General features: G+C 70.4%; 11 protein-coding genes. 3 read left to right on the top strand and 8 right to left on the bottom strand.

Features of this window, described 5'->3' with window-relative positions:
• Nucleotides 1-9: 9 nt before the first annotated feature.
• From ACQEVY_RS05080 to ACQEVY_RS05070, 3 genes are all read right to left on the bottom strand, one after another.
• Nucleotides 10-807: a leucyl/phenylalanyl-tRNA--protein transferase gene (locus tag ACQEVY_RS05080; RefSeq protein WP_432945237.1), complete on the bottom strand. Its 798-nt coding sequence runs from the start codon at nucleotides 805-807 to the stop codon at nucleotides 10-12.
• Nucleotides 804-4,088 (bottom strand): amino acid adenylation domain-containing protein, encoded by a 3,285-nt coding sequence (locus ACQEVY_RS05075; RefSeq protein WP_432945235.1) that lies wholly within the window; start codon nucleotides 4,086-4,088, stop codon nucleotides 804-806. The genes ACQEVY_RS05080 and ACQEVY_RS05075 overlap by 4 nt, the downstream gene beginning before the upstream one ends.
• 73 nt (nucleotides 4,089-4,161) lie before the next feature.
• On the bottom strand, nucleotides 4,162-7,341 hold the full coding sequence (locus tag ACQEVY_RS05070) for a putative bifunctional diguanylate cyclase/phosphodiesterase (protein ID WP_432945233.1): 3,180 nt from the start codon (nucleotides 7,339-7,341) through the stop codon (nucleotides 4,162-4,164).
• Between the two features lie 386 nt (nucleotides 7,342-7,727).
• On the opposite strand from ACQEVY_RS05070, the gene ACQEVY_RS05065 reads away from it, so the two are divergent.
• Nucleotides 7,728-8,918, top strand: a complete 1,191-nt coding sequence (locus tag ACQEVY_RS05065; RefSeq protein WP_432945231.1) for an MFS transporter — start codon at nucleotides 7,728-7,730, stop codon at nucleotides 8,916-8,918.
• 150 nt (nucleotides 8,919-9,068) lie between these two features.
• Here ACQEVY_RS05065 and ACQEVY_RS05060 read toward each other — a convergent pair whose 3' ends face one another.
• Entirely contained in the window at nucleotides 9,069-10,154 is a 1,086-nt protein-coding gene (locus ACQEVY_RS05060) for a glycosyltransferase (RefSeq protein WP_432945229.1), read from the bottom strand.
• Between the two features lie 441 nt (nucleotides 10,155-10,595).
• Here ACQEVY_RS05060 and ACQEVY_RS05055 point away from each other — a divergent pair, with 441 nt between their 5' ends.
• A complete protein-coding gene (locus ACQEVY_RS05055) occupies nucleotides 10,596-12,398 on the top strand; it encodes a glycoside hydrolase family 15 protein (protein WP_432945227.1) in 1,803 nt (600 codons plus the stop codon).
• A gap of 24 nt (nucleotides 12,399-12,422) precedes the next feature.
• On the opposite strand, the gene ACQEVY_RS05050 is transcribed toward ACQEVY_RS05055, so the two are convergent.
• Nucleotides 12,423-13,202, bottom strand: coding sequence for an NAD(P)H-dependent oxidoreductase (locus tag ACQEVY_RS05050; protein ID WP_432945225.1), 780 nt, complete (start codon nucleotides 13,200-13,202; stop codon nucleotides 12,423-12,425).
• A gap of 137 nt (nucleotides 13,203-13,339) precedes the next feature.
• On the opposite strand from ACQEVY_RS05050, the gene ACQEVY_RS05045 reads away from it, so the two are divergent.
• Nucleotides 13,340-14,188, top strand: a complete 849-nt coding sequence (locus ACQEVY_RS05045) for a helix-turn-helix transcriptional regulator (RefSeq protein WP_432945223.1) — start codon at nucleotides 13,340-13,342, stop codon at nucleotides 14,186-14,188.
• Nucleotides 14,189-14,194: 6 nt separating this feature from the next.
• On the opposite strand, the gene ACQEVY_RS05040 is transcribed toward ACQEVY_RS05045, so the two are convergent.
• The 3 genes from ACQEVY_RS05040 to ACQEVY_RS05030 all read right to left on the bottom strand — a co-directional run bounded on the left by ACQEVY_RS05040 (nucleotide 14,195) and on the right by ACQEVY_RS05030 (nucleotide 24,430).
• The gene (locus ACQEVY_RS05040) at nucleotides 14,195-14,629 is read right to left on the bottom strand and encodes a hypothetical protein (protein WP_432945221.1); all 435 of its coding nucleotides are present in this window, start codon (nucleotides 14,627-14,629) and stop codon (nucleotides 14,195-14,197) included.
• Nucleotides 14,630-14,708: 79 nt separating this feature from the next.
• Nucleotides 14,709-16,289 (bottom strand): tryptophan 7-halogenase, encoded by a 1,581-nt coding sequence (locus ACQEVY_RS05035; protein WP_432945219.1) that lies wholly within the window; start codon nucleotides 16,287-16,289, stop codon nucleotides 14,709-14,711.
• Nucleotides 16,286-24,430: an SDR family NAD(P)-dependent oxidoreductase gene (locus ACQEVY_RS05030; RefSeq protein WP_432945217.1), complete on the bottom strand. Its 8,145-nt coding sequence runs from the start codon at nucleotides 24,428-24,430 to the stop codon at nucleotides 16,286-16,288. Before ACQEVY_RS05030 ends, ACQEVY_RS05035 begins: the two co-directional genes overlap by 4 nt.
• Between the last annotated feature and the right edge of the window lie 85 nt (nucleotides 24,431-24,515).

Raw genomic sequence — 24,515 nt, 5'->3', positions numbered from 1 at the left:
CGAACGCTGTCAGCGCGATCCCGTCGGCTCGGCGAGGCGGCCCGCGGGCAAGGTGGCGGTGGGCATCGGGAGCGTGTCGTGCGGGGAGCGGCGGAGGTGCCGTATGTACTGCTCTCGGGATATGAGAACGCAACCCAGGTCGCGGATGTGCGGGCTGTCCCGCTGCGCGTCCAGCAACTCGCCGCCGGCCTGTGCGAAGCGCGCCGCGAGGTCGGCCACCGCGACCTTGGAGGCACCGGGACGGTGGAAGAACATCGAGTCCATGCTGAAGACCGATCCGACCTGGATGCCGAAGACCCCGCCGATGAGATCGCCGTCCTCGCCGTCCTCCCACACCTCGACGCTGTGCGCAGGACCCAGTTCGCGCAGGCGCACCAGGCTCTCGATCAGCTCGTCGGTGAGCCACAGGGGGACGCGGTCGGCCCTGCATGCGCGGACCACCGCCTCGAACCGCCGGTCCAGGCTGGTCGACCACGACAGCCGGTTGCGCAGCCGCCGGGCGAAGCTACGACTGAGGTGGGGGGCCGAGACGGGCAGAACAGGCCTGGGGTCGGGCGACCACCAAGAGACGGCGTAGGGATCGGCCGATTCCTCGCCCAGGAGCGGGATGCGGCCTTCCTGGACCTGATCGGCGAAGACCACCTCGTTGAGGGCGAGGGTGTACTCGTCCGATGCCGGGAGCGGATAGACCCCGGCGCGGTACGCCGCCAGGAGGCCCTCGGGACTGAGGTCGACGCCGAAGGCCACCGGACCGTCGGGCGCCCCTTTGAGCACGTCCAGCGCCTCCCAGCAAGGACATCGGCTCACCACCGTGCCACTCCCTGCTCTTGGCTCTTGACCGGCCGGGCGTCGTCGGCCTGTTGGAGAAAGTCGATGTAACGGTCCATCATCTCCGCGTCCACCGGCGGAATGTCGATCCCGGCGTCCACCAGCGCCCGTTCCGCGTTGTCGCGGGTGAACTCTGTGAAAACGCCCTGGAAGTACATCTCGCTCACAGTGATGTCCGCGCGGGCGCACCGGTCGACGAAGAGAGGGACGAACGGGGTGATCGCGTCGGTGGGATGCCCGGCCGCGTACTTCACCAGAGCCGCGATCCATTCGGCGTAGGGGATTTCCTGGACCGGGTGACCCCGTCGGCGCAGCCGCTCGGCGAGTGAACTCAGCAGCGTGGGACGGGGGTTGGTGAGGTGGTAGACCTCGCCGCGAGCGGGATGGCGGGTGGAGATGTATCCGATGGCGCGGGCGAGTTGGTCGGCCGGCAGGAAGTCCAGTGGCAGCGGGACGTCGGGGCACAGCCCGGTCCGCGCGATGAAATCGAAGAGGGCGGCCAGCTCGCTGCTGGTGTTCATCACGCCGGTTCCGCTGCGGCCCGTGATGTCCATCAGGCGGTAGATGGCGACCGGCAGGCCCGCGTCGGACGCCTTCTGCAGCAGAGCCTCGGCCACCCACTTGGTCTCCACGTAACCCACCGACAGATACTCGGGGAAGCGCAGCGGCGTTTCCTCCGTCACCTCGCGTGCACCGGCCGGCCCGAATCCGGCGAGCACCGCCATGCTGGAGGTGAAGTGGACGGGGACGGCCCGGCGGGCGGCGAGGCGGAGGATCTCGTATGTTCCGTCGACGTTGGACGCGCGCAAGTCGTGGTACGGGTAGATGAAGTTGACCTGGCCTCCGAAGTGGTAGACGGCGTCGATGGTCGATCCCAGCTCCTCGAACCGGATGGGGGACAGCCCCAGTTCGGGCTTGCCCAGGTCGCCGACGACCGGCTGGACACGCTCGCTGGACAGATCGCTGAGGACGTACCGCTGGTGGCTCGCGCGGAGCCGCTCCATGCCGTGCTGCTCGTCGGAGGCCCTGACCAGGCAGAGGATCCGTCCCGTCGTCCTGCGCAGCAGTTCGTCGATCATGTACGCGCCGCAGAACCCCGTCGCCCCGGTGAGGAGGACGTCGCCGGGGTACCGGGGGTCCGGAGCCGGCGCGTCACGGCTCACTGCCGGAACGCGCCGGTCGGTCTCGGCGGCGAAGTCGACACTCCCGCCGTCCGGATGGGCCAGCGTGCCGGCCCGAGCCTGGCGCACGGACTCGGCGAACGCCGCGAGCGTCGGATACCGCAGCAGTGAACGGGTCAGGTCGCGGATCTGTGTGACGCCGATGCCGAACACGACGCGGGTCCGGGCGAGCATCTCCATGGCCAGCAGCGAGTTGCCGCCCAGCTCGAAGAAGTCGTCGTGCGGACGAACGTAGTCCACATCCAGGATCTGGCCCCACAACTGGGCCATCCCCTGGGGCACCGGACGGTCGTCGGCGCCGGCCGTCGGCGCGGCGGTCACGGTTTCCGGAACGGCCCTGCGGTCGAGCTTTCCACCGGGCGTGACAGGCAGCCGCTCCACCGCGTGGAAGGCCGCCGGGATCATGTGGCCCGGCAGGACCTCTGCGAGTGCCGACCGCAGCCGTGCGCTCAGCACCGCCTCACCGCCGGCCGGTGGCGAGGCCGGCGTGAAGTACGCGACGAGGTCCCGGTCGCCACTGGCGCGCGTCCGGGCCACCACCATCGCCTGGCCGATCTCCGGAAGGGCGACGAGGGCGGCCTCGACTTCGGCCGGGTCGACACGGAACCCGCGGATCTTCATCTGGTCGTCGACCCGGCCCAGGACCTCCAGGTTGCCGTCGTAGCGCCGACGGCCCAGATCCCCGGTGCGATACATCCGGTCCCCAGGCGCCGAGCCGTGCGGGTCGGGCAGGAACTGCTGTGCGGTCAGGGCGGGTTGTCGCCAGATACCGCGTGCCAGCCCCGGGCCGCCGATGTAGATCTCGCCGCGCCCGCCGGGCGGAACCTGGCGGAGTTCGGCGTCGAGTACGTGGACGTGAATGCCCTTCAGGGGCCTGCCGATCGGGGCGACGGCGGTGTCCGGCGCGGCGAGCACTTCCTCGTTCAGGTCGCAGAGCGTGGAGGTGATGGTGGTCTCGGTGAGCCCGTAGGCGTTGACGAGCCGCGCGCCGGGGATCCGGTGCAGAATGGCGCGGCAGTCCTTCGCGGTGATGATCTCGCCGCCGACGATGACGAGCCTCAGAGATGCGAGGCTCGCGGTGCGGTCCTGGACGGACACGATCCGATGCCAGTAGGCGGGGGTCAGGTCGGCGACAGTGATCCCGTGCTCCGGGAGATGGTGCAGCAGGTCGGTGGGTGCCCACGAGTGTGTTCCCGCGAGGACGAGTGTCGCGCCGCTGATCAGGGTGGCGAAGATCTGCTCCAGCGAGGTGTCGAAGCCGAGCGCCGCGGCGTGCAGCACCCGGTCGCCGGGCGTCAGTTCGTATGCCCGGGCAACCGCGGTGAGGGAGTGTGCCAGTGACCTGTGGCTGATCATCACCCCCTTGGGTGGTCCGGTGGATCCGGAGGTGTAGATCACGTAGGCGAGGTCGTCCGGCCGGGGGCCGGGTGCCGGCAGTGCCGACTGGGGGTCCTGCGGCGGCGTCTGCGGGGCCGGTTGCCCGGCGTGGACGATCCGCGCCTCGCACTCGGCGAACATCGGGGCGTGCTCGCGGCTCGAGACGATCAGGCGTGAACCGATCTCCGCGACCAATCCGGCTATCCGTTGCCGTGGAGTCGCCGGGTCGAGGGGAAGGAACGCCCCACCGGAGCTCAGTACCGCCAGCAGCGCGACGACCAGCTCGGGCACGCGGTCGAGGCACACGGTGACCACGGACTCCGCGCCGACGCCCGACTCCCGCAGCTCGTGTGCAAGCCGGTCGGCGCGGCCGGTCAGGTCGGCGTAGCTGAGCCGGCCCTCGTCCGAGATCACCGCGAGAGCGGACGGCTCACGCCGTGCCCGCTCCCGGACCAGCTCGGGCACGGTGCTCGGCCCGGCTTCCGGGGGCCGCCGCTCGGCGCGGGCGCTCGCGGGCCGCATGTCGGTCCACAGGCGGTCGACCAGGCTCCCGCACGACGCGGCGGACTCCGGTCCGCCGATCCGATGCCACCCGGCCGGAATCCGGCGATCGGCAGGCCAGATCGCGTACTGCTCCTCATCGTTGCGCAGTATTACGCACAGCGCAGCCGACTCTGCCGACGGGTGGTCACGTTCCGTCACCTTGGGTCTCCTGCCTCGCGCGGCGTTCTGCGGAGCACGACCTGCGCGGTTCGCGGGAGAGGGGCCGCCGCCATCACCCATTCCCTTCCGAGGGCGTCGCGGGCAATCCGGCCAGGCGGCCGAGCGGTGGCGCGAGGACGAGGTGCTCCGCCTCCTCGGCGCTGACCGGCTCGGCGAAGAGATACCCCTGGCCGAGTCGGCAGCCCATGGAGATCAGCGATTCCTGCTGCCTCACGTCCTCCACTCCTTCGGCGATCACGGTGAGGCCGAGCGTGTCGGCGAGATGCGTGATGCCTTCGACCAGGGCGTACTGCTCGGGCGAGCGCCCGAGTTGGTCGATGAACGACTTGTCGATCTTGAGTATCGAGATCGGGAACTCACGCAGATAGCTCAGCGACGAGTAACCCGTTCCAAAATCGTCAATCGCGAAGCGGACCCCGAGGTCGGTGAGCGAACTCATCTCGGCCAGGATGCGCTCGTCGTTGTACATCAGCACACTCTCGGTCAGTTCCAGTACAAGAGACGACGGTTCGATGCCGGAGAGTTGCAGGGCGCGCCGGACCACGTTGGGGAAATCTTCGTCCCGGAACTGACGCGGCGACACGTTCACGCTGACGTAAGGTGCGCTGCGGTCGGCCGTCCCGAGGCGCAGCACGGACTCCTCCCACTGGACAGCCTCGGCCGCGGCCTGATCAAGCACCCAGGCCCCGAGCGGGACGATCTGCCCGCTCTCCTCGGCCAGCGTGATGAACTGCTCCGGCAGCACCATGCCGCGCGTGGAGTGGGGCCAGCGAACGAGCGCCTCGAAGCCGGCGATCCGCCCGCTGGTCAGCTCCACGATGGGCTGGTAGAGCACCATGAACGACGTCTCGATCGACGAACTGTCCAGCCCCTCCTGCAACTTGGCACGCTCGGCCATGCCGCTCTGCAGCTCCGGGTGGTAGTGGCGCCACTGGCGCTTGCCCGCCGTCTTCGCCGCGTACAGGGCGAGATCGGCGTGTGTCAGCAGTTCAACCGAGTCGATGCTGTCCTCCGTCGTCGCGACGCCGACACTGGCGTATGTGCTCACCGGCCCCACACTGAGCCGGAACGGCTCGGCGAACACGGTCATCACGTGTTCGGTGAAGCGCTCCACACCCGCCGTCGAGACGGAACCCTCCACCAGGAGGGCGAACTCGTCGCCGCCGATGCGTGCGGCGGTGTCGGAGGCACGGACGGTGGTCTGCAGCCGGAGTGACAGCGCAACCAGGAGTTCGTCGCCCACACCGTGGCCGTGTATGTCGTTGACGACCTTGAAGTCGTCTATGTCGACGAAGAGCACGCCGACCACCGTGCCCTCGCGCTGAGCCTGCACAAGGGCGTGGTTGATCCGCTCCTGGAAGAGTACGCGGTTGGCCAGGCCCGTGAGCGAGTCGTGGAACGCCTGGTGGGTGAGTTCGCGTTCGAGCTTGCGCTGTTCGGTCACGTCCCGCAGGGTGAGCACCACCCCGCCCACGGTGGCCTCGTCGCGCAGGTCGCTCCACCTCACCTCGACCTCGATGGTCGCCCGGTCGGTGCGGACCATGCGCCAGTGCTCGCGCCTGGTCTGGTACTCGCCGTTCCGTATCCGGCCGAGCGTCTCGACGACCGCGCGGCTGTCCTGCGGCGGCACCAGATCGACGAGTTGGGCGCCCTCCAGGTTCGGAACGCCCAGCACTTGGTCGGCGGAGGGGCTGGCGTAACGGACCCGGTCGTCGTCGTCGAGGATCAGGATGACGTCGGAGGCGTTCTGCACCAGTGTGCGGAAGTACATCTCGCTGTTGCGCCGGTTGACTTCCTCGGCGAGGGCGACCCTCGCCACGGCAAGTGCCGTCTGCGCGGCGAGAGTCGCCAGCGTGTCGCGGAACACGAGGAGGTCGTGCTCGTTCCCGGCCACGATCAGTGCCCCGATGAGCGAATCGCCAGAGGGATGATCCTGCGAGGTGAGCGGGCAGACCAGCGCGTATCCGGGGCGGGGCGGCTCTTCGTCCGGGCCCGTGAGGCGGGCGGCAAGATCGGGCCCGACACCGTCGAGGGCCACCAGGCGGTTCTCGCCGGACGCGATCAGTCCCCGTACAGCTGCGGTCACCGGCGCGGACAGCGGCCCGCGTTCGCCGCCGTGCTCCCCGTTCACCCAGAGCGTGTTGTCCGGGACGGTGAGCAGCGCGGAATGCGGTGGGCCGTGCGGCACCAGCTCTGTCACCGCGGAGTGCACGGCGGCGGCCACATCCCGCGTGTCGCCCGCTCCGCCCAGCGACGACACCGCGTTGCGCAGCACCTTCTCCCGGCCGACCGCCCGCCGTTGGGTCGCCACCACGCCCGCCAGACGGTAGAGCACAAGGAGGAAGAGCACGGCGGAGAACACTCCGATGACACCGACGTTGGCACTCTCGCCGCGTACCGCCTGCGTCAGGAGGATGGTCGGCGCGATCAACGACGCCAGGATGAGCAGGCTCAACCGGCCCGTGCCGGCCTCCGGGCGCCATGCCACCGGCTGGGTCAGCGATCGCATGGTCGGATCGAGCGCGGCGGCCGCCCAGGCGCCGTACAGGACGGCCCAGCCGAGATCGACCGCGGTACCCGTGCGCCAGGTCCCGTTCAGTTGAATCAGGCCGTACGCCACGTCGGCGGTGAGCAGACCGACAGTGCCCACCGTGAGCAGCATGAGCGAGCGGCTCTTGCCGCCACGGCCGGCGAGCAGGCGCAGCAGCATCGCCAGTACGAGGATGTCGCCGAGCGGATAGGCGATGGAGAACGCCTTCTGCACCCAGGTGAGACCCTCGAGGCGGGCATACGGATCGATGAGGAAGAGCCACGACAGCAGCGCCAGACCGACCGTCAGCGTCAGCGCGTCGACGAGGCTCGCGCGGTCACGCCACCCCGTGCGCCAGTGCACGAAGCCCAGCAGCCCGGCCGCATAGAGCGGATATGCCGCGAGATAGAAGCCGTCCGCGATCGACGGGAACGGGACTTCCTCGTTGAGCACCTGGATGAGGATGATCTGGGTCGCCTGGCCCGCGGCGAAGGCGAAGTTTCCCGCGGCGAGCAACAGCCAGGGGAGACGATGCTCGGGGCGGTTGAGGAAAATACCCAGGATAATACCGCTGACGCCGATCGCTCCAATGGCGACGAAGATCAGCCGCTGGTCCGGAAATATATAGTAAAAGGCCGTCAGCATGACGATGCATGCGCTGACAGCAGACATCGCGGCCTGGCTTCGCAGTCGCGCGTTCATCCCAACTAACCTCCTGGGAAGGCAACTTGCCGGGCGGACCGAGCTGGGCGAACGGCACCGAGCGACGGCGAACAAGCCCGTAGGATCGGGCTGACAAAGGAGAATTCTGCGGGGCCCGGACTCGGTCCCGGTCGCCTGTGAAAAAGATCATCGCTATACGCGGTCGCCGTAATAAACGGTCGCCAGTATGCGGGCTCCTTCTCGCCGAGACATCGACGGGTCTTCCATCAAGCTAACTCGGCTCGTCATTTCTCGCATGTGCACGGCGAGATAGCGCGTGGCGTAGCGGGATACGGCGCCATAGGTGAAAGTGGAGTACAAGGAGGCCGCAGTAACCGGACCGGATCCGCCCTGTCACGATCGGCTCCTGACGGAGCGTGAAATCCATGCTCTCCGATTACCGCCGGATCTTCTCTCCTGCAGGCAGTGTGCTCTTCTCCACCGCAGGCTTCGTTTCACGCCTACCGCAGTCGATGATCGGCGTCGGCATCGTCACCATGCTGTCGCAGCTGGGCAGAGAGTACTGGCTCGCCGGCTCGATCTCCGCCGCGCAGACCCTCGCCGCCGCGGCGATCGGACCGCAGATCTCCCGGCTGGTCGACCGTCACGGCCAGCGCCGCGTCGTCCTCCCAACGACGGCCGTGACGGTCGCCGCCATCTGCGCGCTGCTGCTGTGCACCCGGCACGCCGCCCCGGACTGGACGCTGTACGTCTCGGCGGCGGCAGCGGGCTGCATGCCCAGCATGGGCGCGCTCGTCAGATCCCGCTGGTCGGAGCTCCACCGGGAGTCACCGCGGCTGCTGCACACCGCGTACGCGCTGGAGTCGGTACTCGACGAGGTGGTCTACGTCATCGGCCCGATCCTGGCGATCACGCTGTCGACCGGGGGCAGCGCCGAGGCCGGACCGTTGACGGCCGCGGTCCTCCTCGCCGTCGGCGTCCTGCTGTTCGCCGCCCAGAGGCGAACGGAACCGCCGGTGCGCCCCATGCCGCAACGCGCCGGGGGCTGGGCGCTACGCATCCCGGGACTCGGCCTGCTGGTGCTGACGGTGACATCGGTGGGCGCGTCCTTCGGTTCGGTGGAAGTCGTGACCGTGGCGTTCACCGAAGCCCACTATGACAAGGCGCTGTCCGGAGTGCTGCTGGGCGTTTACGCGTTCGGCTCGGGCCTGGCGGGCGCGGTCTTCGGCGCGATCAGGCCGCGGGGGGCGATCACGCGGAGTTTGCTGGTCAGCGTCTGGGTGATGGCGGTGACCGTGGTGCCGCTGTTGTTCGTGTCGGGTCTTGCGGCACTGGCGGGGATGCTCTTCGTGGCGGGCATGGCCATCGCGCCGATCCTGATCACCACGATGGGGCTGGTGGGCCGTCTGGCGCCGGCCTCCCGGCTCACCGAGAGCATCACCTGGATCGTCTCCGGCCTCTCCGTCGGGGTGGCGCTGGGCTACGCCACCTCCGGGTGGGTGGTCGACACGGCCGGGGCCTCGGCGGGCTACCAGGTGTCGTGCGCGGCGGCCCTGCTCGCCGCCTCGACGATCTCCCTCGCCCTGCCACGGCTGACCCGCGCCGAGGCGCAGTGACCCGAAGCTCACGAGCAGCGGATTCAGTCCCGTGAGCCGGAATCGACGCTCAAACCTCGTGAGGAACGTTTCCACAGGTCAGGAACGTTCCGCGACTGCTGCTGCGGGCCGTACGACGGGAGTCCGGCGGCTAGGGCCCGGGGCCCCGGCTCACGCCAGAAGGTTCCGATACAGCGCCGCATACCCCGACCTGAACCGTGCCGGACCGAAGCGTTCCTCGACCGTGGCGCGGCCGCGTTCCGCCAGCTTCTCCCACCACCAGGGGCGGTCCAGGAGCTGGAGCAGTAGATGGCCGGCGCGGTGGGGGACGGGGGCGCGCAGGACGGCGTCCTTCAGCGCAGAGAACTGGGGGAGGTCGCTCATGATGACGGGGCGTCCGGTCGCGAGGGCTTTGAGGACGGTGAAGGGGACGTCCGGGCGGCCGCCGAGGGCCTGCGGGAGATGCAGCACGATGTCCGAGACGGCCAGCAGCCGGGGCAGGTCCTCGACGCTGCCGAGCACCTCGCTGGCGTGCAGACCCTCCTGGGCCGCCCGCGAGCGCAGCGCCTGCTCCAAGCGACCGACGTGCTGTCCGGGGCGCCCCTGGACGGCGAGGATCAGCTGGAAACGGGCTCCCGCGCGAGCGGCGACCGCCGCCGCGCCGATGGCCTCGTACGCACCGCCGCCCGGGTCGTGATGGCCCGTGGCCAGGACGATCGGCGGATCCCTGACCGACCGGGGCCGCAACTGCCACTCCGCCGGCTCGATCATGGGGCCTATGACCGGTACCTTGCCGAAACCCGCCGCGCCCAGCGCCCGCGCCGTCACCTCGGACAGCGCCACGGTGGGGCCGAGCGGCCGGGACCGCGCGAGCAGGCCCGGGTCCCAGACGCCGGGGACGGTGTGCAGGACCGGCCGCCCGTGGAGCAGCGGGAGCCAGAGGCGGGAGAACGCGGGGAAGCCCGGACTGATCGACAGCACGGCGTGCACGAGATCGGCCCGCCGCGCCAACCGGGCGCCGACCGCCGCCACTTGGAGCCGTTCCGGCAGGCCGGGAGCGCCGTTCCGCGACACCTTCGGCACCGAGCGGCCACGCCAGGCGGCGGCCGGCTCCCGCCCGCGCCGGAACCAGAAGTGGTCCACCTCCGGCATGGCCTGGGCGAGGCTCAGCGCCAGCTCGGCCTCTTCGCCGTCCCCGGCGTCGAGGGGGCCGCTGGTGAGGAGCAGTACGCGAGGTCTGCGCGGGTCAGCTGCCATGACAGCCTCCCGCGGATGATGCCTCCTGCTCGCCCGCTCCGTCTCCGGCGTCGCTGCTTCGGCGACGGCCGACCGTGCGGGAGGAGACCGTACGCGCACGCCGGGCTCGCCTGGCGGTCCGGGCCCGGCACGGCGCCGACCGGCGCATAGGGGCGCGGACGACGCGATCCGAGGCGCGGCGCAACGGGTGGACACCGCAGGGAGAACCGGAGTGCCGCGAGCCGAACGAGGCAGGACGGTCCGTCGCACGCCGTAGCGGGTGCGAGACCACACGTGCCGTAGGCCGGCTCGCCCATCGGGACATCGGTACGTCCTGCCGAAGGAACTGAATGCCCTACTATCCCACCTTTAACACGGCACCAGAACCCCGTCAAACGCACAAGTTCCCTTTCAAGATTTCCCCTTCTGCCCTCCCGTGTCTCGTCTCCTAGAATTCTTGTCATGGCAGGGCGAATCGAGGACTACGCCCTCATCGGGGACCTGGAGACGGCCGCTCTGGTCGGCAAGGACGGGGCGATCGACTGGATGTGCCTGCCGCGATTCGATTCCCCCGCCTGTTTCGCCGCACTGCTCGGCGGCGAGGACAACGGCCGGTGGCGGATCGCCCCGGCCGAAGCCGCCTCGCGACGGTGCGACCACCGGGCCTACCGGGGCGACACGCTGATCCTGGACACGGTATGGAAGGCGGCGGACGGGGCCGTGCGCGTGACCGACTTCATGCCGCCTCGCCAGGGAGTTCCCCGTCTCGTACGCCTGGTGGAAGGACTCGCGGGCCAGGTCGAGATGCGCGGGGAACTGCGGCTGCGGTTCCTCAACGGACAGGTGGTGCCCTGGACCCGGGGCGTCGACCCGCACACGGTGACCGCGGTCGCCGGGCCAGACGCCGTCCTCGTGCGATGCGACGCAATTCCGAAATCCGACAACGACGAAGCGTGTTTCTCCCTGAGCAATTCCTGTATTCACTCGCGGTTCACGCTCTCGGCCGGACAGCGAAGGGCATTCGTCCTCGACTGGAGTCCCTCTCACATGCCGCCGAATCCGCGCGGGGATACCATCGAACTCCTCGCGGGGACACAGGAATTCTGGCAGCAGTGGACGGCGAAGTGCACCTATCAAGGCCCTTGGCGGGACACGGTGCTGCGATCCCTCATCACACTCAAAGCACTGATCTACGCACCCACCGGAGGAATGGTGGCCGCCGTCACCACCTCACTGCCCGAATGCCTCGGCGGAGAACGCAATTGGGACTACCGCTTCTGCTGGCTCCGTGACTCCACCTTCACGCTGTCCTGCCTCCTGCGCACCGGCTACCGCGACGAAGCCGTCGCCTGGCGGAACTGGCTGGTCCGCGCCGTGGCCGGCCAACCCGACGACCTCCAGCCGCTGTACGGGGTGTCGGGCCAGCGGAGGCTGCCCGAGAAACCGGCCGGCTGGCTCGACGGATACGAGGGCTCCCGCCCCGTACGCTTCGGCAACGCGGCCGCCGATCAACTCCAACTCGACGTCTACGGCGAGGTGCTCAACACCATCTACTCCGCGGTGCGCGCGGGCATACCCATCGACCACCACATGTGGAGCGTCGTCGCCTCACTCATGGACCACCTCGAGCGGCACTGGCGAGAACCCGACGTGGGACTGTGGGAAGTACGCGGCCCGCCACGGCACTTCGTGCACTCCCGGATCATGTCGTGGGTCGCCGCGGACCGGGCGCTGCGGATGGCGCGGATCGCGGGACTGCGCAGTTCGGCGGAGCGCTGGCGGGGGATGCGCCAAGCCATCCACGACGAGGTGTGCCGCGAGGGCTGGGACGCCGAACAGCACAGCTTCGTGCAGGCGTACGGCTCCCGCGACATCGACGCGTCCGCACTGCTGCTGCCCAAGCTCGGCTTCCTGCCCCCGGACGACCCCCGGGTCCACGGCACCCTGTCGGCCGTGGCCCGCACGCTCGGTGACCACGGCTACCTGCACCGCTACACCGACGGCGGCCGTGAAGGCGCCTTCCTCGTCTGCTCCTTGTGGTTCGCCGACGCCCTCCGGGCGACCGGCCGCCGCGAGGAGGCGGACGCCGTGTTCGAGCGCGTACTGGACGCCCGTAACGACGTCGGCCTGCTCTCGGAGGAGTGGGACCCGGTCGCCCACCGCCAACTCGGCAACACCCCCCATTCGTTCAGCCACGTCGGCCTCGTCAACACGGCCTTCGCCCTGCACGGCACGCGCAGCGAGGCGCGGCGCCGACAGGTGTAAGGGCTCGGGGTATCGGGCCGGCGGTCAGCCGCGCACGTGCAGCCCGAAACCCGTGCGGCCCGTCGGCTCCAGTCCCTCCTTCAGGTGCAGCGAGGGGATCTCGTAGTCCCCGAAGTTCTGCCGCCGGAACGCGATCGGCTCGGTCGACTCCAGGGTGAGCAGGCGCTGCTCCCACCCCTTGGCGACATCCGCGTAGTCCTCGCCGGTCATCCGGTCGGTGCCGTACAGCACGAACGGCGGCAGCACCTCGATGCCCGGGTAGTAGAGGATGCCGTGGTGGACCGGGAACAGCAGATCGTCGATGGGGCCGTTGATCCCGCGAGCGGCGTAATGCGACTCCGGGCCGCCGGCGGTCACCGACAGCAGAGCCTTCCTGCCCGCGAGGGTGCCTTCGCCGAAGCGCTCGCCGTACCTGATGTCGCTGTGTTCGCCGACGCCGTACGCGAAGTGGTAGGTGAACACCCGGTCCACCCAGCCTTTGAGGATCGCGGGCATCGTGTACCACCACAGCGGGAACTGGAAGATGATCGTGTCGGCCCACAGCAGCTTCTCCTGCTCGGCGAGGACGTCCGGGGTGAGCGTCCCGGCGTCGAAGGCCCGGCCCGAGTCCAAGGCGACCTTCAGCGGACTTGAGGCGTCGGGGCCGTAGTCCGCGGCGTCCACGACCGCCTTCCAGTTCATCGCGTACAGATCGCTCACCCGTACCTCGTGCCCGGCGGTCTGCAATGTGGACACCGCGAGGTCCTTCAGCGAGCTGTTGAGCGACTTCGGCTCCGGGTGGGCGTAGACGATCAGCGTCTTCACGGGAACTCCTTGGGATCGGTGCCTTCGATCCTGGGCGCCGCGGCGCCCGGCGTTCAGGGGCGCCTCTTCCATCGGACGGGACTTCCTGGTAACGGCAGGGCCACCTTCACAGGCTCCGCCGAGGCCATACTGGGGGCATGGACGATCTTGCGGGCTTCTTGCGGACCCGGCGTTCCCGGGTCGACCCCGCGGCGGTCGGCATCCCGACCGACAGCCGCCGCCGGGTCGAAGGGCTGCGCCGCGAAGAGGTCGCGCACCTGTCCGGAGTCAGCGTCGACTACTACGTACGCCTGGAGCAGGGCCGGGCGACCCAGCCCTCCGAGCAGGTCCTCGACGCGCTCGCCCGCGTCCTCGGCCTCGACGAGACCGAACGCGGGCACCTCCACCGGCTCGCCCGGCAGCGCCGCCGCCGCGCGAAGGCGCCGGGCGGGCGGGTCCGGCCAGAGCTGCTGCGCGTCCTCGACCTGGTCGCCGACGCACCCGCGCTGATCATGGACCACCGCCTGGACGTGCTCGCCGGGAACCGCCTCGCCGGGCTCCTCTACGGTCGGGCGATGCCGGGCCTGAACACCGCCCGGCACATCTTCCTCGAGGAGGCCGAGCGCGGCCTTTACGCGGACTGGGAGAAATGCACCCTCGACGTGGTCGGGCACCTGCGCCTGGCCGCCGGCAAATACCCTGAAGACCCCCGCCTGGCCTCGCTCATCGGCGAGTTGGCGATGGGCAGCGAGCGTTTCCGCCGCCTCTGGGCCCGCGCGGACGTGCGCGCCCGCACACATGGGCGCAAGGCGTACCGACACCCCCTGGTCGGCCTGCTGGAACTGCACCAGGAGAACTTCGCACTACCAGATGATTCGGGCATGGAGCTGGTGGTGCTGTCCGCGCCCCCCGGCAGCTCCGCTGAGGACGGGCTGCGCCTGCTCGCGGGCCTGGGCGCGGACAACGATGACGCGCATCCCACGCTGAACGCTCAGGTTCACGAGTAACTCAACTCAAGGACGCCAGCCACCGTGGCCCAGCCGCTCCTGCTGCCGTACACGCCGCCTCATGGTGATCGCGGGGATACCGAGCCCCACCAGCACCGGGACCGCGGCGGTGATTCCGAACCAGAGGAAGATCGCGAGATAGCCGTAGACGGCGTTGTCCACGTGCGCGTCTGCCTTCACCAGAAGGAAGAAGCTGGCCACGAACGCGACCACCATCAGCCCCGCGAGGGCGATCGAGAGCCAGAGCAGGATGCCGGCCCAACGCCGGTACCTGGCACTGACTTCCTGGATCTGTGGTGGCCCGTATCCGCCGGGTGGACCGTACGCGCCGGGCGGTCCGTACCCGTTGGGCGGCCCGTACGCGCCGGGTGGCCCGTACCCGCCGGGCGGACCGGGCAAGGGCCTTGGCGCCGGGTGTTGGGTCGGCCATTGATCAGGCATGAGGCCCAGTTCTACGGGGCGTGGCACCGGAACGCCAGCTTCCGCCGCCACCGCACGTACCGCGCCGGAAGGTCGTGGATCACCGCGCGCCCGGATCCGCCCAGGCCAGGCCGTCCTCCGTGGCGACCAGGCCGCCGGGAGACAGGGGTGCCTCGTCCTCCAGGGGGCCGCCGAAGAGGCCTCGTTCCTGGAGGATCGTGCCCTCCTGGAACACCTGGCGGATGTTGGGGGACTCGAAGAGGGGGTTGCGCAGGCCGTCGGAGTCCGGGAGGCGGCCCACCGCCTGGTCGAGGGCCGAGGAGGCCGCCGTCAGGCGGGTGCCCGCCTGGCTGGGAGCGGTGAGCGAGGCGTCGCCGGACGCCAGGCCGCCCACCAGCTCGACGAACGCCTCCAGTTCCGTGGCGCCGACGTTGGTGACCTTGCGTGCCTTCCAGAAGTACGAGCGCTCGTCCTGGTGCATGTCGTAGAAGGAGACCAGGAACTCGTAGAACAGGGCGTACTCGTGGCGATAGCGAGCCTCGAACTCGTCGAAGCAGTGGTCCTCGTCCAGAGTTCCGGCAGTTCCGGCGGTTCCGGCGGTTCCGGCGGTTCCGGCGAGGACGGTGTTGATCGACCGGGCCGCGAGCAGGGCGCCGTACGTGGCGAGGTGCACACCGGAGGACAGGACCGGGTCGACGAAGCACGCCGCGTCACCGGTCAGCACCATGCCGGGCCTCCACAGCCGGGACTTCCAGTACGACCAGTCCCTGCGCACCCGCACCTGGTCGTACGGTGCCTCGGTCGCCTGCGGGACCCCGTCGAGGAGGCCCCGGACTTCGGGGCACGAGTCGATCAGGCGCCGCCACGCCGCCGCCGGGTCCCGCTGGATCGCCGCCGCGTTCTCCCGGCTCACCACCGCTCCCACGCTCGTCAGGTCGTCCCGGAGCGGGATGTACCAGATCCAGCCCTCGTCGAAGGCGGCGCAGAAGATGTTGCCGTCGTTCGGCGCCGGCAGGCGCTGGCCGCCGGCGAAGTAGCCGAACACCGCGATGTTCCGGAAGAAGTCGGAGTACGTCCGCTTCCCGCCGACGTGCGTGTGGATCCTGCTGCCGTTACCGGAGGCGTCCACGACGTACCGGGCCCTCGCCTTGCGTGTCCCGCCGTTCGGGCCGGTCCAGGTCACGCCGCGGACCCGCTCCTCGTCGGCGAGCACGGTCGTGACGCGGCAGCCTTCCCGTACGTCCACGCCGACGCGGCGGGCGTTGTCCAGGAGGATCGCGTCGAACCGGGACCGTTCGACCTGGTACGCGAACGAGGTCGGGTCGGCCAGCCGGGGTGACAGCGCGAAGGAGAACTGCCACGGATCCCGGTTCCGTCCCCACCGGAACGTACCGCCGCGCTTGAGCTTGAAGCCCGCCCGTGCCACCTCGTCCTCGACGCCCAGGATGCGGCACACGCCGTGCACGGTGGAGGGGAGCAGCGACTCCCCGATCTGGTACCTGGGGAACCTGTGCTGCTCGACGAGGAGAACGCGGTGGCCCCGCATGGCGACGGCCGCCGAGACCGTCGCCCCGGCCGGACCGCCTCCGACGACGATGACGTCGTACTCCTCGGCCTCCTCCGCGTGCTTCCCCTCCGCGTTCCTCTCCGTATTGCTCTCTGTGTGCTTCGAGAAACTCACTGATTTCCTTTCGCTGTACGTGAGTTCGCCGTGCGTGAGGCGATCCAGGTACGGATGGCGGATGCCGTGGTCCCGGCGTGCTCCCGCATCATCGTCAGGTGGTCGCCGGGCACGTCCACGCAGTCGTGCGGCAGCGGCCAGGACGTCCGCCAGTTCCCGTTCCGCGCGTCCGCGGACGCCACCATGGACGGGGCGGGCTCTGTCGCGCGCACCAGGAGGATGGGGGTGTCGACCGGCTCGGGTTCCCAGCCGAGGAAGATGCGGTTGTACGCGCCCATCGCGGCCAGAGCGCCGTCGTCGTCCGCGGTGAAGGCGGGCTGTCCGAGGCCCTGGACTGACGGGGCGGCCAGGGAGACCAGCCAGTCCTTGTCGGTGTTGTCCTCGTTGATGTGGTACGTGTCGATCAGGACGAGGCCGGCGGGAACCGTGCCGATGCTCTCCAGGTGGTGGGCCACGGTGTGGGCGACATTGCCGCCCGCGGAACTTCCCACGATCACAAAAGGCTTGTCCCCGACATGCCGCAGCACGGACTCGGCCTGCGTACGAGCCAGCGTGGCGTGGTCCTCCGGCACCGCGGTGCCCGTACCTATGCCGGGGTGCGGGAATTCCAGGACGTCCAGTTCGCCCTGGAAGTGGCCGTGGAAGTGGGGGAATTCGCCGCCATCGGACGGGTGCGAGGGGTGGTAGGCCGGGAAGTAGACGATCGTCGGGCGGTCGGAATCGCCGCTTCCGTCGGCGCGGCGGATCGGGGGCAGGGCGTGATCGCGGCATGCGGCGACACCGTACGTCGGCAGCGCGTAGGACGCGGTGACCAGCATGTGCATCGCCGCCACCGCGCGACCGCTCTCGCTGACCTTCCGGAACAGCGAAGAGAGGGTGTGCGTATGCGGCTTCCGCGTGTGCCGCTCCGGCTCCGGCGCGGGCAGCGCATCGTCCAGCAGACCGAGCAGATGCCGGGCCAGTCCCTCCGCCGTGGGGTGCTCGAACACCGCGGCGGCGGACAGCCTGAGCCGCAGGGCCATACTCAGCCGATTGCGGACCTGAACCGCCGTCAGGGAGTCGAAACCAAGATCGGCGAAGGTCTTGCCGGTCGGCAGTGCGGCGGCGTCCCGGTATCCGAGGACCGCGGCCACGTCACCGCGCAGCAACTCCGCGAGCGCCACCTCCCGTTCACTGACGGGCAGGTCGGCCAGCCGCTTCCGCCACGCTCCCGGTTCCAACACCTGACTCGTGGGGCCGGTTCCGGGATCGGAGCTGGCTGCCGTCGGGCGGACCGGGCGCACCAGCCGTCGCAGCAGTGGCGGGAGGTCATCTCCGGCGGATCGGAGGCTTGTCCGGTCCAGCAGGATCGGGGCCAGTACGGGCTCTCCCGCGCCCAGCGCCGCGTCGAACAGCGCCAGCCCCTGCGCCGGGGAGAGCGCCCGGAACCCATCGCGGGAACGGGAGGCCGAGGACTGTCCGCTCTCTGCGAGCTGGGCGGCCATACCCCCGCCGAGCTCCCACAGTCCCCAGGCCAGGGAGACGGCCGGCAGCCCGAGTGCGGTGCGATGGCGGGCGAGCGCGTCCAGGAAGGAGTTCGCCGCCGCGTAGTTGCCCTGGCCGGCCCGGCCCAGCAGGCCCGACGCCGAGGAGAACAGGACGAACGCCGACAGGTCCAGATCCCGGGTCAGTTCGTGCAGGTTCCAGGCCGCGTCCGCCTTCGGCCGCAGTACCGCCGCCATCCGTTCGGGGGTCAGCGCGGCCAGTACGCCGTCGTCGAGCACGCCCGCGGCGTGCACCACGGCGGTCAGCGGGGGCTCGCAGCTCTTGATCACCTCGGCCAGCACGGCGCGGTCGGCCGCGTCACAGGCGACGATCTGGACTTCGGCTCCCAACTCCTCCAGTACGGTGCGCAGTTCGTCGGCGCCGGCCGCCTGTGGGCCGCGACGACCGGTCAGCAGTAGATGCCGTACGTCGTGCGAGGTGACCAGGTGCCGGGCCACTTCGGCGCCCAGGGCTCCGGTGCCTCCGGTGATCAGTACGGTGCCGTCCGGACCGAACGAGCCGCTTCGGGTGTTTTCGCCATCCGTGGTCGCCCCGACCAGTCGTGGAACTGTCATCTGCCCTGCGCGGATGGACAGTTGGGGCTCGCCGGTGGCAACGGCGGTGGGGAGCAGGCGCAGGGATTCGGGTTGACCGTCCACGTCGACCAGGACGACGCGGCCGGGTAGTTCCGACTGCGCCGTACGCACCAGTCCCCAGACCGCGGCGCCCGCGAGGTCCGGCACCGGTGCGGTGGCGTCCCTCGTCACCACCACCATCCGTGACCCTGCGGTCCGCGGATCGTCCTGCCAGTTCTGCAGGGTCTGAAGCACCCTGCCGGTGAGGAGGTGTACGGCGGACGGCGGGTCGGAATCCGTCGCCGGGCCGAGTGCCGCGAGGGCCACGATGCCCGCTTCGGATGCCGTGGGGTCCTTGCTGGTGGGGAGGAACTCGCCGAGGTTCAGTTCGTCCGGGCCGAGGACCGTCCAGACTCCGTGGTCCGCGTCTGTGGGCGGCTCGACGGCGACCCAGTCCGGGCGCAACGGGGCGCGTCGTACTGCCTCGTCCGCCAAGTGGCCGTGTCCAGCGGGAAGTTCGCGAGTGGAGAGTGAGTCGATCCGTGCCACCGGGCGGCCTTCCGGGTCGGCCAGCGTCAGTGTGACCGTGTCCGTTCCGGCCGGGGCGACGCGTACGCGCAGCTCTGAGGCTCCGGCGGCGTGCAGACGTACGCCGTTCCACGCGAACGGCACCCGAACCGCGTCGGGTTCGGGGTCGGCGAGCAGGACGCTGTGCAGTGCCGCGTCCAGCAGCGCCGGATGGATCCCGAAGCGATGGGCGTCCGCCGTCTGCGGCTCGGGCAGCCGTACCTCCGCGAACAGTTCCTCGCCGCGCCGCCATATCGCCCGTACGCCCCGGAAGGTCGGCCCGTAGGCGAAACCGCCGTCCGCCAGGGTGTCGTACGCGTCGGAGAGGTCCATTTCAGCGGCGCCCTCGGGCGGCCAGGTCGTCAGCCCGCTGTCCGCCTCCTGGGGCGCCGCCTGGCCCAGCACTCCGGTGGCATGCCGGGTCCAGTCCGCCTCCGGGCCTTCTGCCGCGGATTCCTCGGGCCGGGAGTAGATGTCGACCGGGCGGCGGCCGGAGTCGTCCGCCGCCCCCACGACGGCCTGGACGCGTATCCCGGTCGCGGCGGGCAGTACGAGCGGTGCCAGGATTACGAGTTCGTCCAGCATGTCGCAGCCCACCGCGTCGCCCGCCCGGACGGCCATCTCCACGAACGCCGTCGCGGGTACGAGGACCGTCCCGGCGATCACATGGTCGGCGAGCCAGGGATGGTGCGCGGTGGAGAGTAGCCCGGAGAGCACGGTCCGGTCGGTGCCCGGTACCGCGAAGGCCGGACCGAGCAGTTGGGCGTCGGCCGTTGTCTCGGGGGTGTGCGGTACGTCGAGCCAGTAGCGCTGCCGTTGGAAGGCGTACGTCGGCAGGTCCACCTGCCGCGCCCCGGTGTTCGCGTACACCGTCGGCCAGTTGACCTTGACCCCGCGTACGTGCAGGCGGGCCACGGCGGACAGCAACGTCTCCGTTTCCCGCTCACCGCCCCGTGTGGCCGAGACGCACCCTCCGGCGACACCACCGTCTGCGGCGGTCAGGCACTCCTCGGCCATCGCCGTGAGCACAGGACCTGGCCCGACCTCCAGAAATGCGGAAACCCCATCGTCGTCAAGGCACCGCACGGCGTCGGCGAACCGCACCGGCAGGCGAGCGTGCCGTACCCAGTACTCGGGGGAGCACAACTCCTCGGCGTCCGCCTGCCGCCCCGTCACGGCGGAGATCACCGGAATCCGCGGCGGCCGGAAGGTCAGCCCTTCTGCGACCCGGCGGAACTCGTCGAGCATCGGCTCGATCAGAGGCGAGTGGAAAGCGTGGCTGACGCGCAGGCGTACTGTCCTGCGGCCGCGCGCCTCGAACCCGGCCGCGACGGCGAGTACGGCGTCCTGCGCGCCGGAGATCACCACCGACTCGGGCCCGTTCACGGAGGCGATCGCCACCTGGTCCCCGACGTTCGCCAGCGCGGGCAGGACCTCCGCCTCGGCCACGTGCAGCGCGACCATCGCCCCGTCCTCGGGCAACGCCTGCATCAGCCGCCCGCGCGCCGCGACGAGCGCCGCGGCGTCGGCCAGGTCCAGGACACCGGCGACGTGGGCCGCCGCCAGTTCCCCCACGGAGTGACCGGCCAGGAAGTCGGCCCGCACGCTCCAGGAGTCCAGCAGGCGGAACAGGGCGACCTCGAAGGCGAACAGAGCGGCCTGAGTGAAGTCCGTACGATCGAGCAGGCGGGCCTCAGGCGCATCCTGCTCGGCGAACATCACCGTACGCAGCGGCCGTTCGAGACGTCCGTCCAGCTCCCGGCACACGTCGTCGAAGGCCGTGGCGAAGGCAGGGAACGCCGCGTACAACTCCCGCCCCATACCAGCGCGTTGAGCTCCCTGGCCGGTGAACAGGAACGCCGTACGGACACCCGGATCCGCGATGCCGCGCACCGCGCCACCATTCGCGCCCTCGCCGAGTGCCCGCAGCGCCTGAAGCATCTGCGCCCGGTCGCCAGCCGGAACCGTCGCCCGGTGGGGCAATCCTGACCGTGACACGGCCAGCGTGAACCCGATGTCGGCGCCGGACAGTTCAGGCCGGGTCTCGACCGCGGCTGCCAGCCGTCGCGCCTGGGCGCGCAGGGCGGTTTCGTCGGCTCCGGAGAGCAGCCAGGGGACCGCACCGTCGTACGGCACGTCACTGCCACGCGGAACTTCACTGTCGTACGGAACTTCACTGTCGTACGGCATCTCCTTCTCGGAGACCGGTCCGCCGGGCGACGGCGGCGGCTCCTCCAGGATCACGTGCGCATTGGTCCCGCCGATCCCGAAGGCCGAAACCCCGGCACGCCGCGGCCGGTCCGCCGACGGCCACGGCCGGGCCGAGGTGAGCAGTTCCACCCGGCCGGACGACCAGTCCGCGTGCGGGGTAGGGGTGTCCACATGCAGGGTGCGGGGCAACTCCCCGTACCGCATGGCCTGCACCATCTTGATCACGCCGGCGACTCCCGCCGCCGCCTGGGTGTGCCCGAGGTTGGACTTGACCGATCCCAGCCACAGCGGCGGCTGCTCCTCGGTCCGTCCCTGGCCGTACGTGGCCAGCAGCGCCTGTGCTTCGAGGGGGTCACCCAGCGTGGTGCCCGTGCCATGGGCCTCCACCGCGTCCACGTCGCCCGTGCGGAGCCCGGCGTCGGCCAGCGCCTGCCTGATCAGTCGCTGTTGTGCCTGCCCGTTGGGCGCCGTCAGTCCGTTGGACGCGCCGTCGGAGTTGACCGCGGAACCGCGCAGCACGGCCAGCACCGGGTGACCGTTGCGCCGGGCGTCGGACAACCGCTCCAGCAGCACCAGTCCCGCGCCTTCGCCCCAGGCGGTACCGTCCGCCGACGACGAGAACGACTTGCAGCGCCCGTCGGGGGAGAGGCCGCGCTGCCTGCTGAACGCCAGGAATGGCCTCGGCGTCGCCATCACGGTGACCCCGCCGGCCAAGGCCAGCGAACACTCGCCCGAGCGCAGCGCCCCGGCCGCCCAGTGCAGCGCCACCAGCGAGGAGGAGCACGCGGTGTCGACCGTGATCGCGGGACCGCGCAAGCCGTACGCGTACGAGATCCGGCCGGAGGCCACGCTGCCGGCCGAGCCCAGGCCCAGATGCGCCTCCAGTTCGTGGGAGCGGGTGAACCGGGCGGAGTAGTCGCCGTACATCACCCCGACGAACACCCCCGTGTCGCTCTCCTTCAGCGACGCCGGGTCGATTCCGGCCCGCTCCCAGACCTCCCAAGAGGTCTCGAGGAGCAGCCGCTGCTGCGGGTCCATGGCCAGCGCCTCACGGGGCGAGATCCCGAACAGCCCCGCGTCGAACTCCGCGGCCCGGTGCAGGAATCCGCCGCTGCGGGTGTACGTGGTGCCGATCCGGTCGGGATCGGGGTCGTACAGGGTGGCGGCCGGATCCCAGCCCCGGTCGGCCGGGAACTCCGAGATCGAGTCCTTGCCCTCCGACACCAACTGCCAGAGTTCTTCTGGGGAGTTGACGTCGCCGGGATAGCGGCAACCCATGGCGACGATCACCACGGGGTCCTCGTCGTCCGGTCCGGGATCCCGGAGAGCCGGGGCGTGGCGGTGGGTCTCCGGGGAGAAGAGGGCGTCCCGCAGGTACCGGGCCACATCGGCCGGTGTGGGGTGGTCGAAGACCAGCGTCGTCGGCAGGCGCAGTCCGGCCCGTACGCTGAGCCGGTCGATCAGCGTGAGGGCGCCCATGGAGGTCAGCCCGAGGTCGGTGAAGGGGCTGTCCGCGTCGAGCCGGTCGTGGGGTGCGCGTCCGAGGACCGTGGCCGTCTCGGCGAGTACCGTCTCGTGGAGCGCGCGTTCCTGTGCCTCGCGTGAGAGGGGCAGGAGCCGGTCGCGCAGGGATCCGTCGGCCGGGGCCGCCGTCAGGGAAGCAGAGGCGGCGAAGCGCATGTCGGGCGCGGGCCGGGCGAGGCCCGGGACGACCGCGTGACGGGCGATCTTGCCGGACGCGGTGCGCGGGAGGGCGGCGATCTCGTGGATCTCGGCGGGAACCTTGTAGTCGGACAGCCGGGCGCGGCAGTCGGCCAGTACCCGCTGGTGGTCGATCCCGTCCGGGCCGGGGACGAGGAAGGCGACCGGTACCTCACCGAGAACGTCATGCGGCCTGCCCACCACCACGGCGTCGGTCACACCGGGACAGCGCAGCAGAACCTCTTCGACCTCCGTGGGATGGATGTTCTCGCCACCACGGATGATCAGTTCGCTGACCCGGCCGGTGAGGACGAGATGCCCGTGCTCGACGCGGCGGCCGAGGTCCCCGGTGCGGTACCAGCCGTCCTTCAGCGCGGCGGCCGTCGCCTCGGGCTGGTTGTGGTACCCGGACATGAGGCCCGGTCCGCGCACCCAGATCTCGCCCTCGTCGCCGTCCCTGACATCGTTGCCCGAGCCCGGGTCGACGACCCGTACGTCCATGCCCGGGACCGGCGGTCCGCAGGAACCCTCGACTCGGGGACCCTCCGGCCGGTTCACGGCGATCATGCCGCAGGTCTCGGTGCTGCCGTACGCGTCGAGCAGCGGCGCCCCCAGCGCCTCCTCCACCGCCCGGCGCAACGACGGGGAACTCGGTGCGCCCGCCACGATGCACGTCCGCAACCCTGTTGGGGATGCCGGGGCCTGTCCGGCCGACGCCACCAGCTGGTGGTACGTCGCGGGCACCCCGGCCAGGACGGTGAAGGGACCGCCGAGTTCCTCCGGCGGTGCGTTGAGTGCTCCCAACAGACCGCCGGGCGGCAGGAGTTCGTCCGCGATCCTGGCGCTCGCACCGACCGCCGTCACACCCAGGATCGCGAGGGAGTGGCCGAAACTGTGGAACAACGGCAGTGGCCAGAGCAGCCGGTCCTCGGGTGAGAGCCCGAAGATTGGCGCATAGCAGGCCGCCACCGACCACAGGGCGCTGCGCTGCGTGGACAGCACGCCCTTGGGGCGGTGGGTGGTGCCGGAGGTGTAGAGCATCCAGGCCGGCTCGTCGAGCCCGAGATCGTCCCGGGGCGCCTGACCGGGCTCGTCGGCCTCGGCCGCGCTCTGGAAGAGGACGGTGCCGTCGGGGGCGCCCGCAGGGACGGGCCCCGTACCGGTGAGCAGGACGCGCAGCCGGCGGTACGCGGGACCCAGGCGCCCCAACTGCGCAAGGTGCGCGGAGTCGGTGACGACCACGGAAGCGCCGCTGTCCTCGAGGAAATGGGCGAGCTCGGAGTCGGAGCACCGGGGATTGAGAGGGACGCCGATCGCTCCCGCCCTGACAGCGGCGAGGCAACTCTCCACCATCTCCACGCAGTTACCCAGACAGAAGGCGACCCGGTCACCGCGGCCGACGCCCGTCCGGGCGAGATACGCGGCCAGCCTGCCGGTGCGCCGCTCCAACTCGGCGTAGGTGACGCTGCGTAAGGAGTCGGCGAAGGCGACACGTTCCCCCGATTGCTCGGCGTGCGCCTTCAACAACTCCGGCAGCGGCCGGATCAGCTCGTCGTGCCTCATGTGCCTGCCTCTCCGGGGAGCCGTCAATCTCCTTGATCTACAACCCTGTTGAGCGTACGTCGATCAGGGCGTGGAGATCGAGAAA

The sequence above is a fragment of the Streptomyces sp. CA-288835 genome (genome assembly GCF_050936385.1).
Lineage (GTDB): Bacteria > Actinomycetota > Actinomycetes > Streptomycetales > Streptomycetaceae > Streptomyces.
Note: the sequence above shows the minus strand (reverse complement) of the source record. Positions and strands in the feature narration are given on the sequence as shown.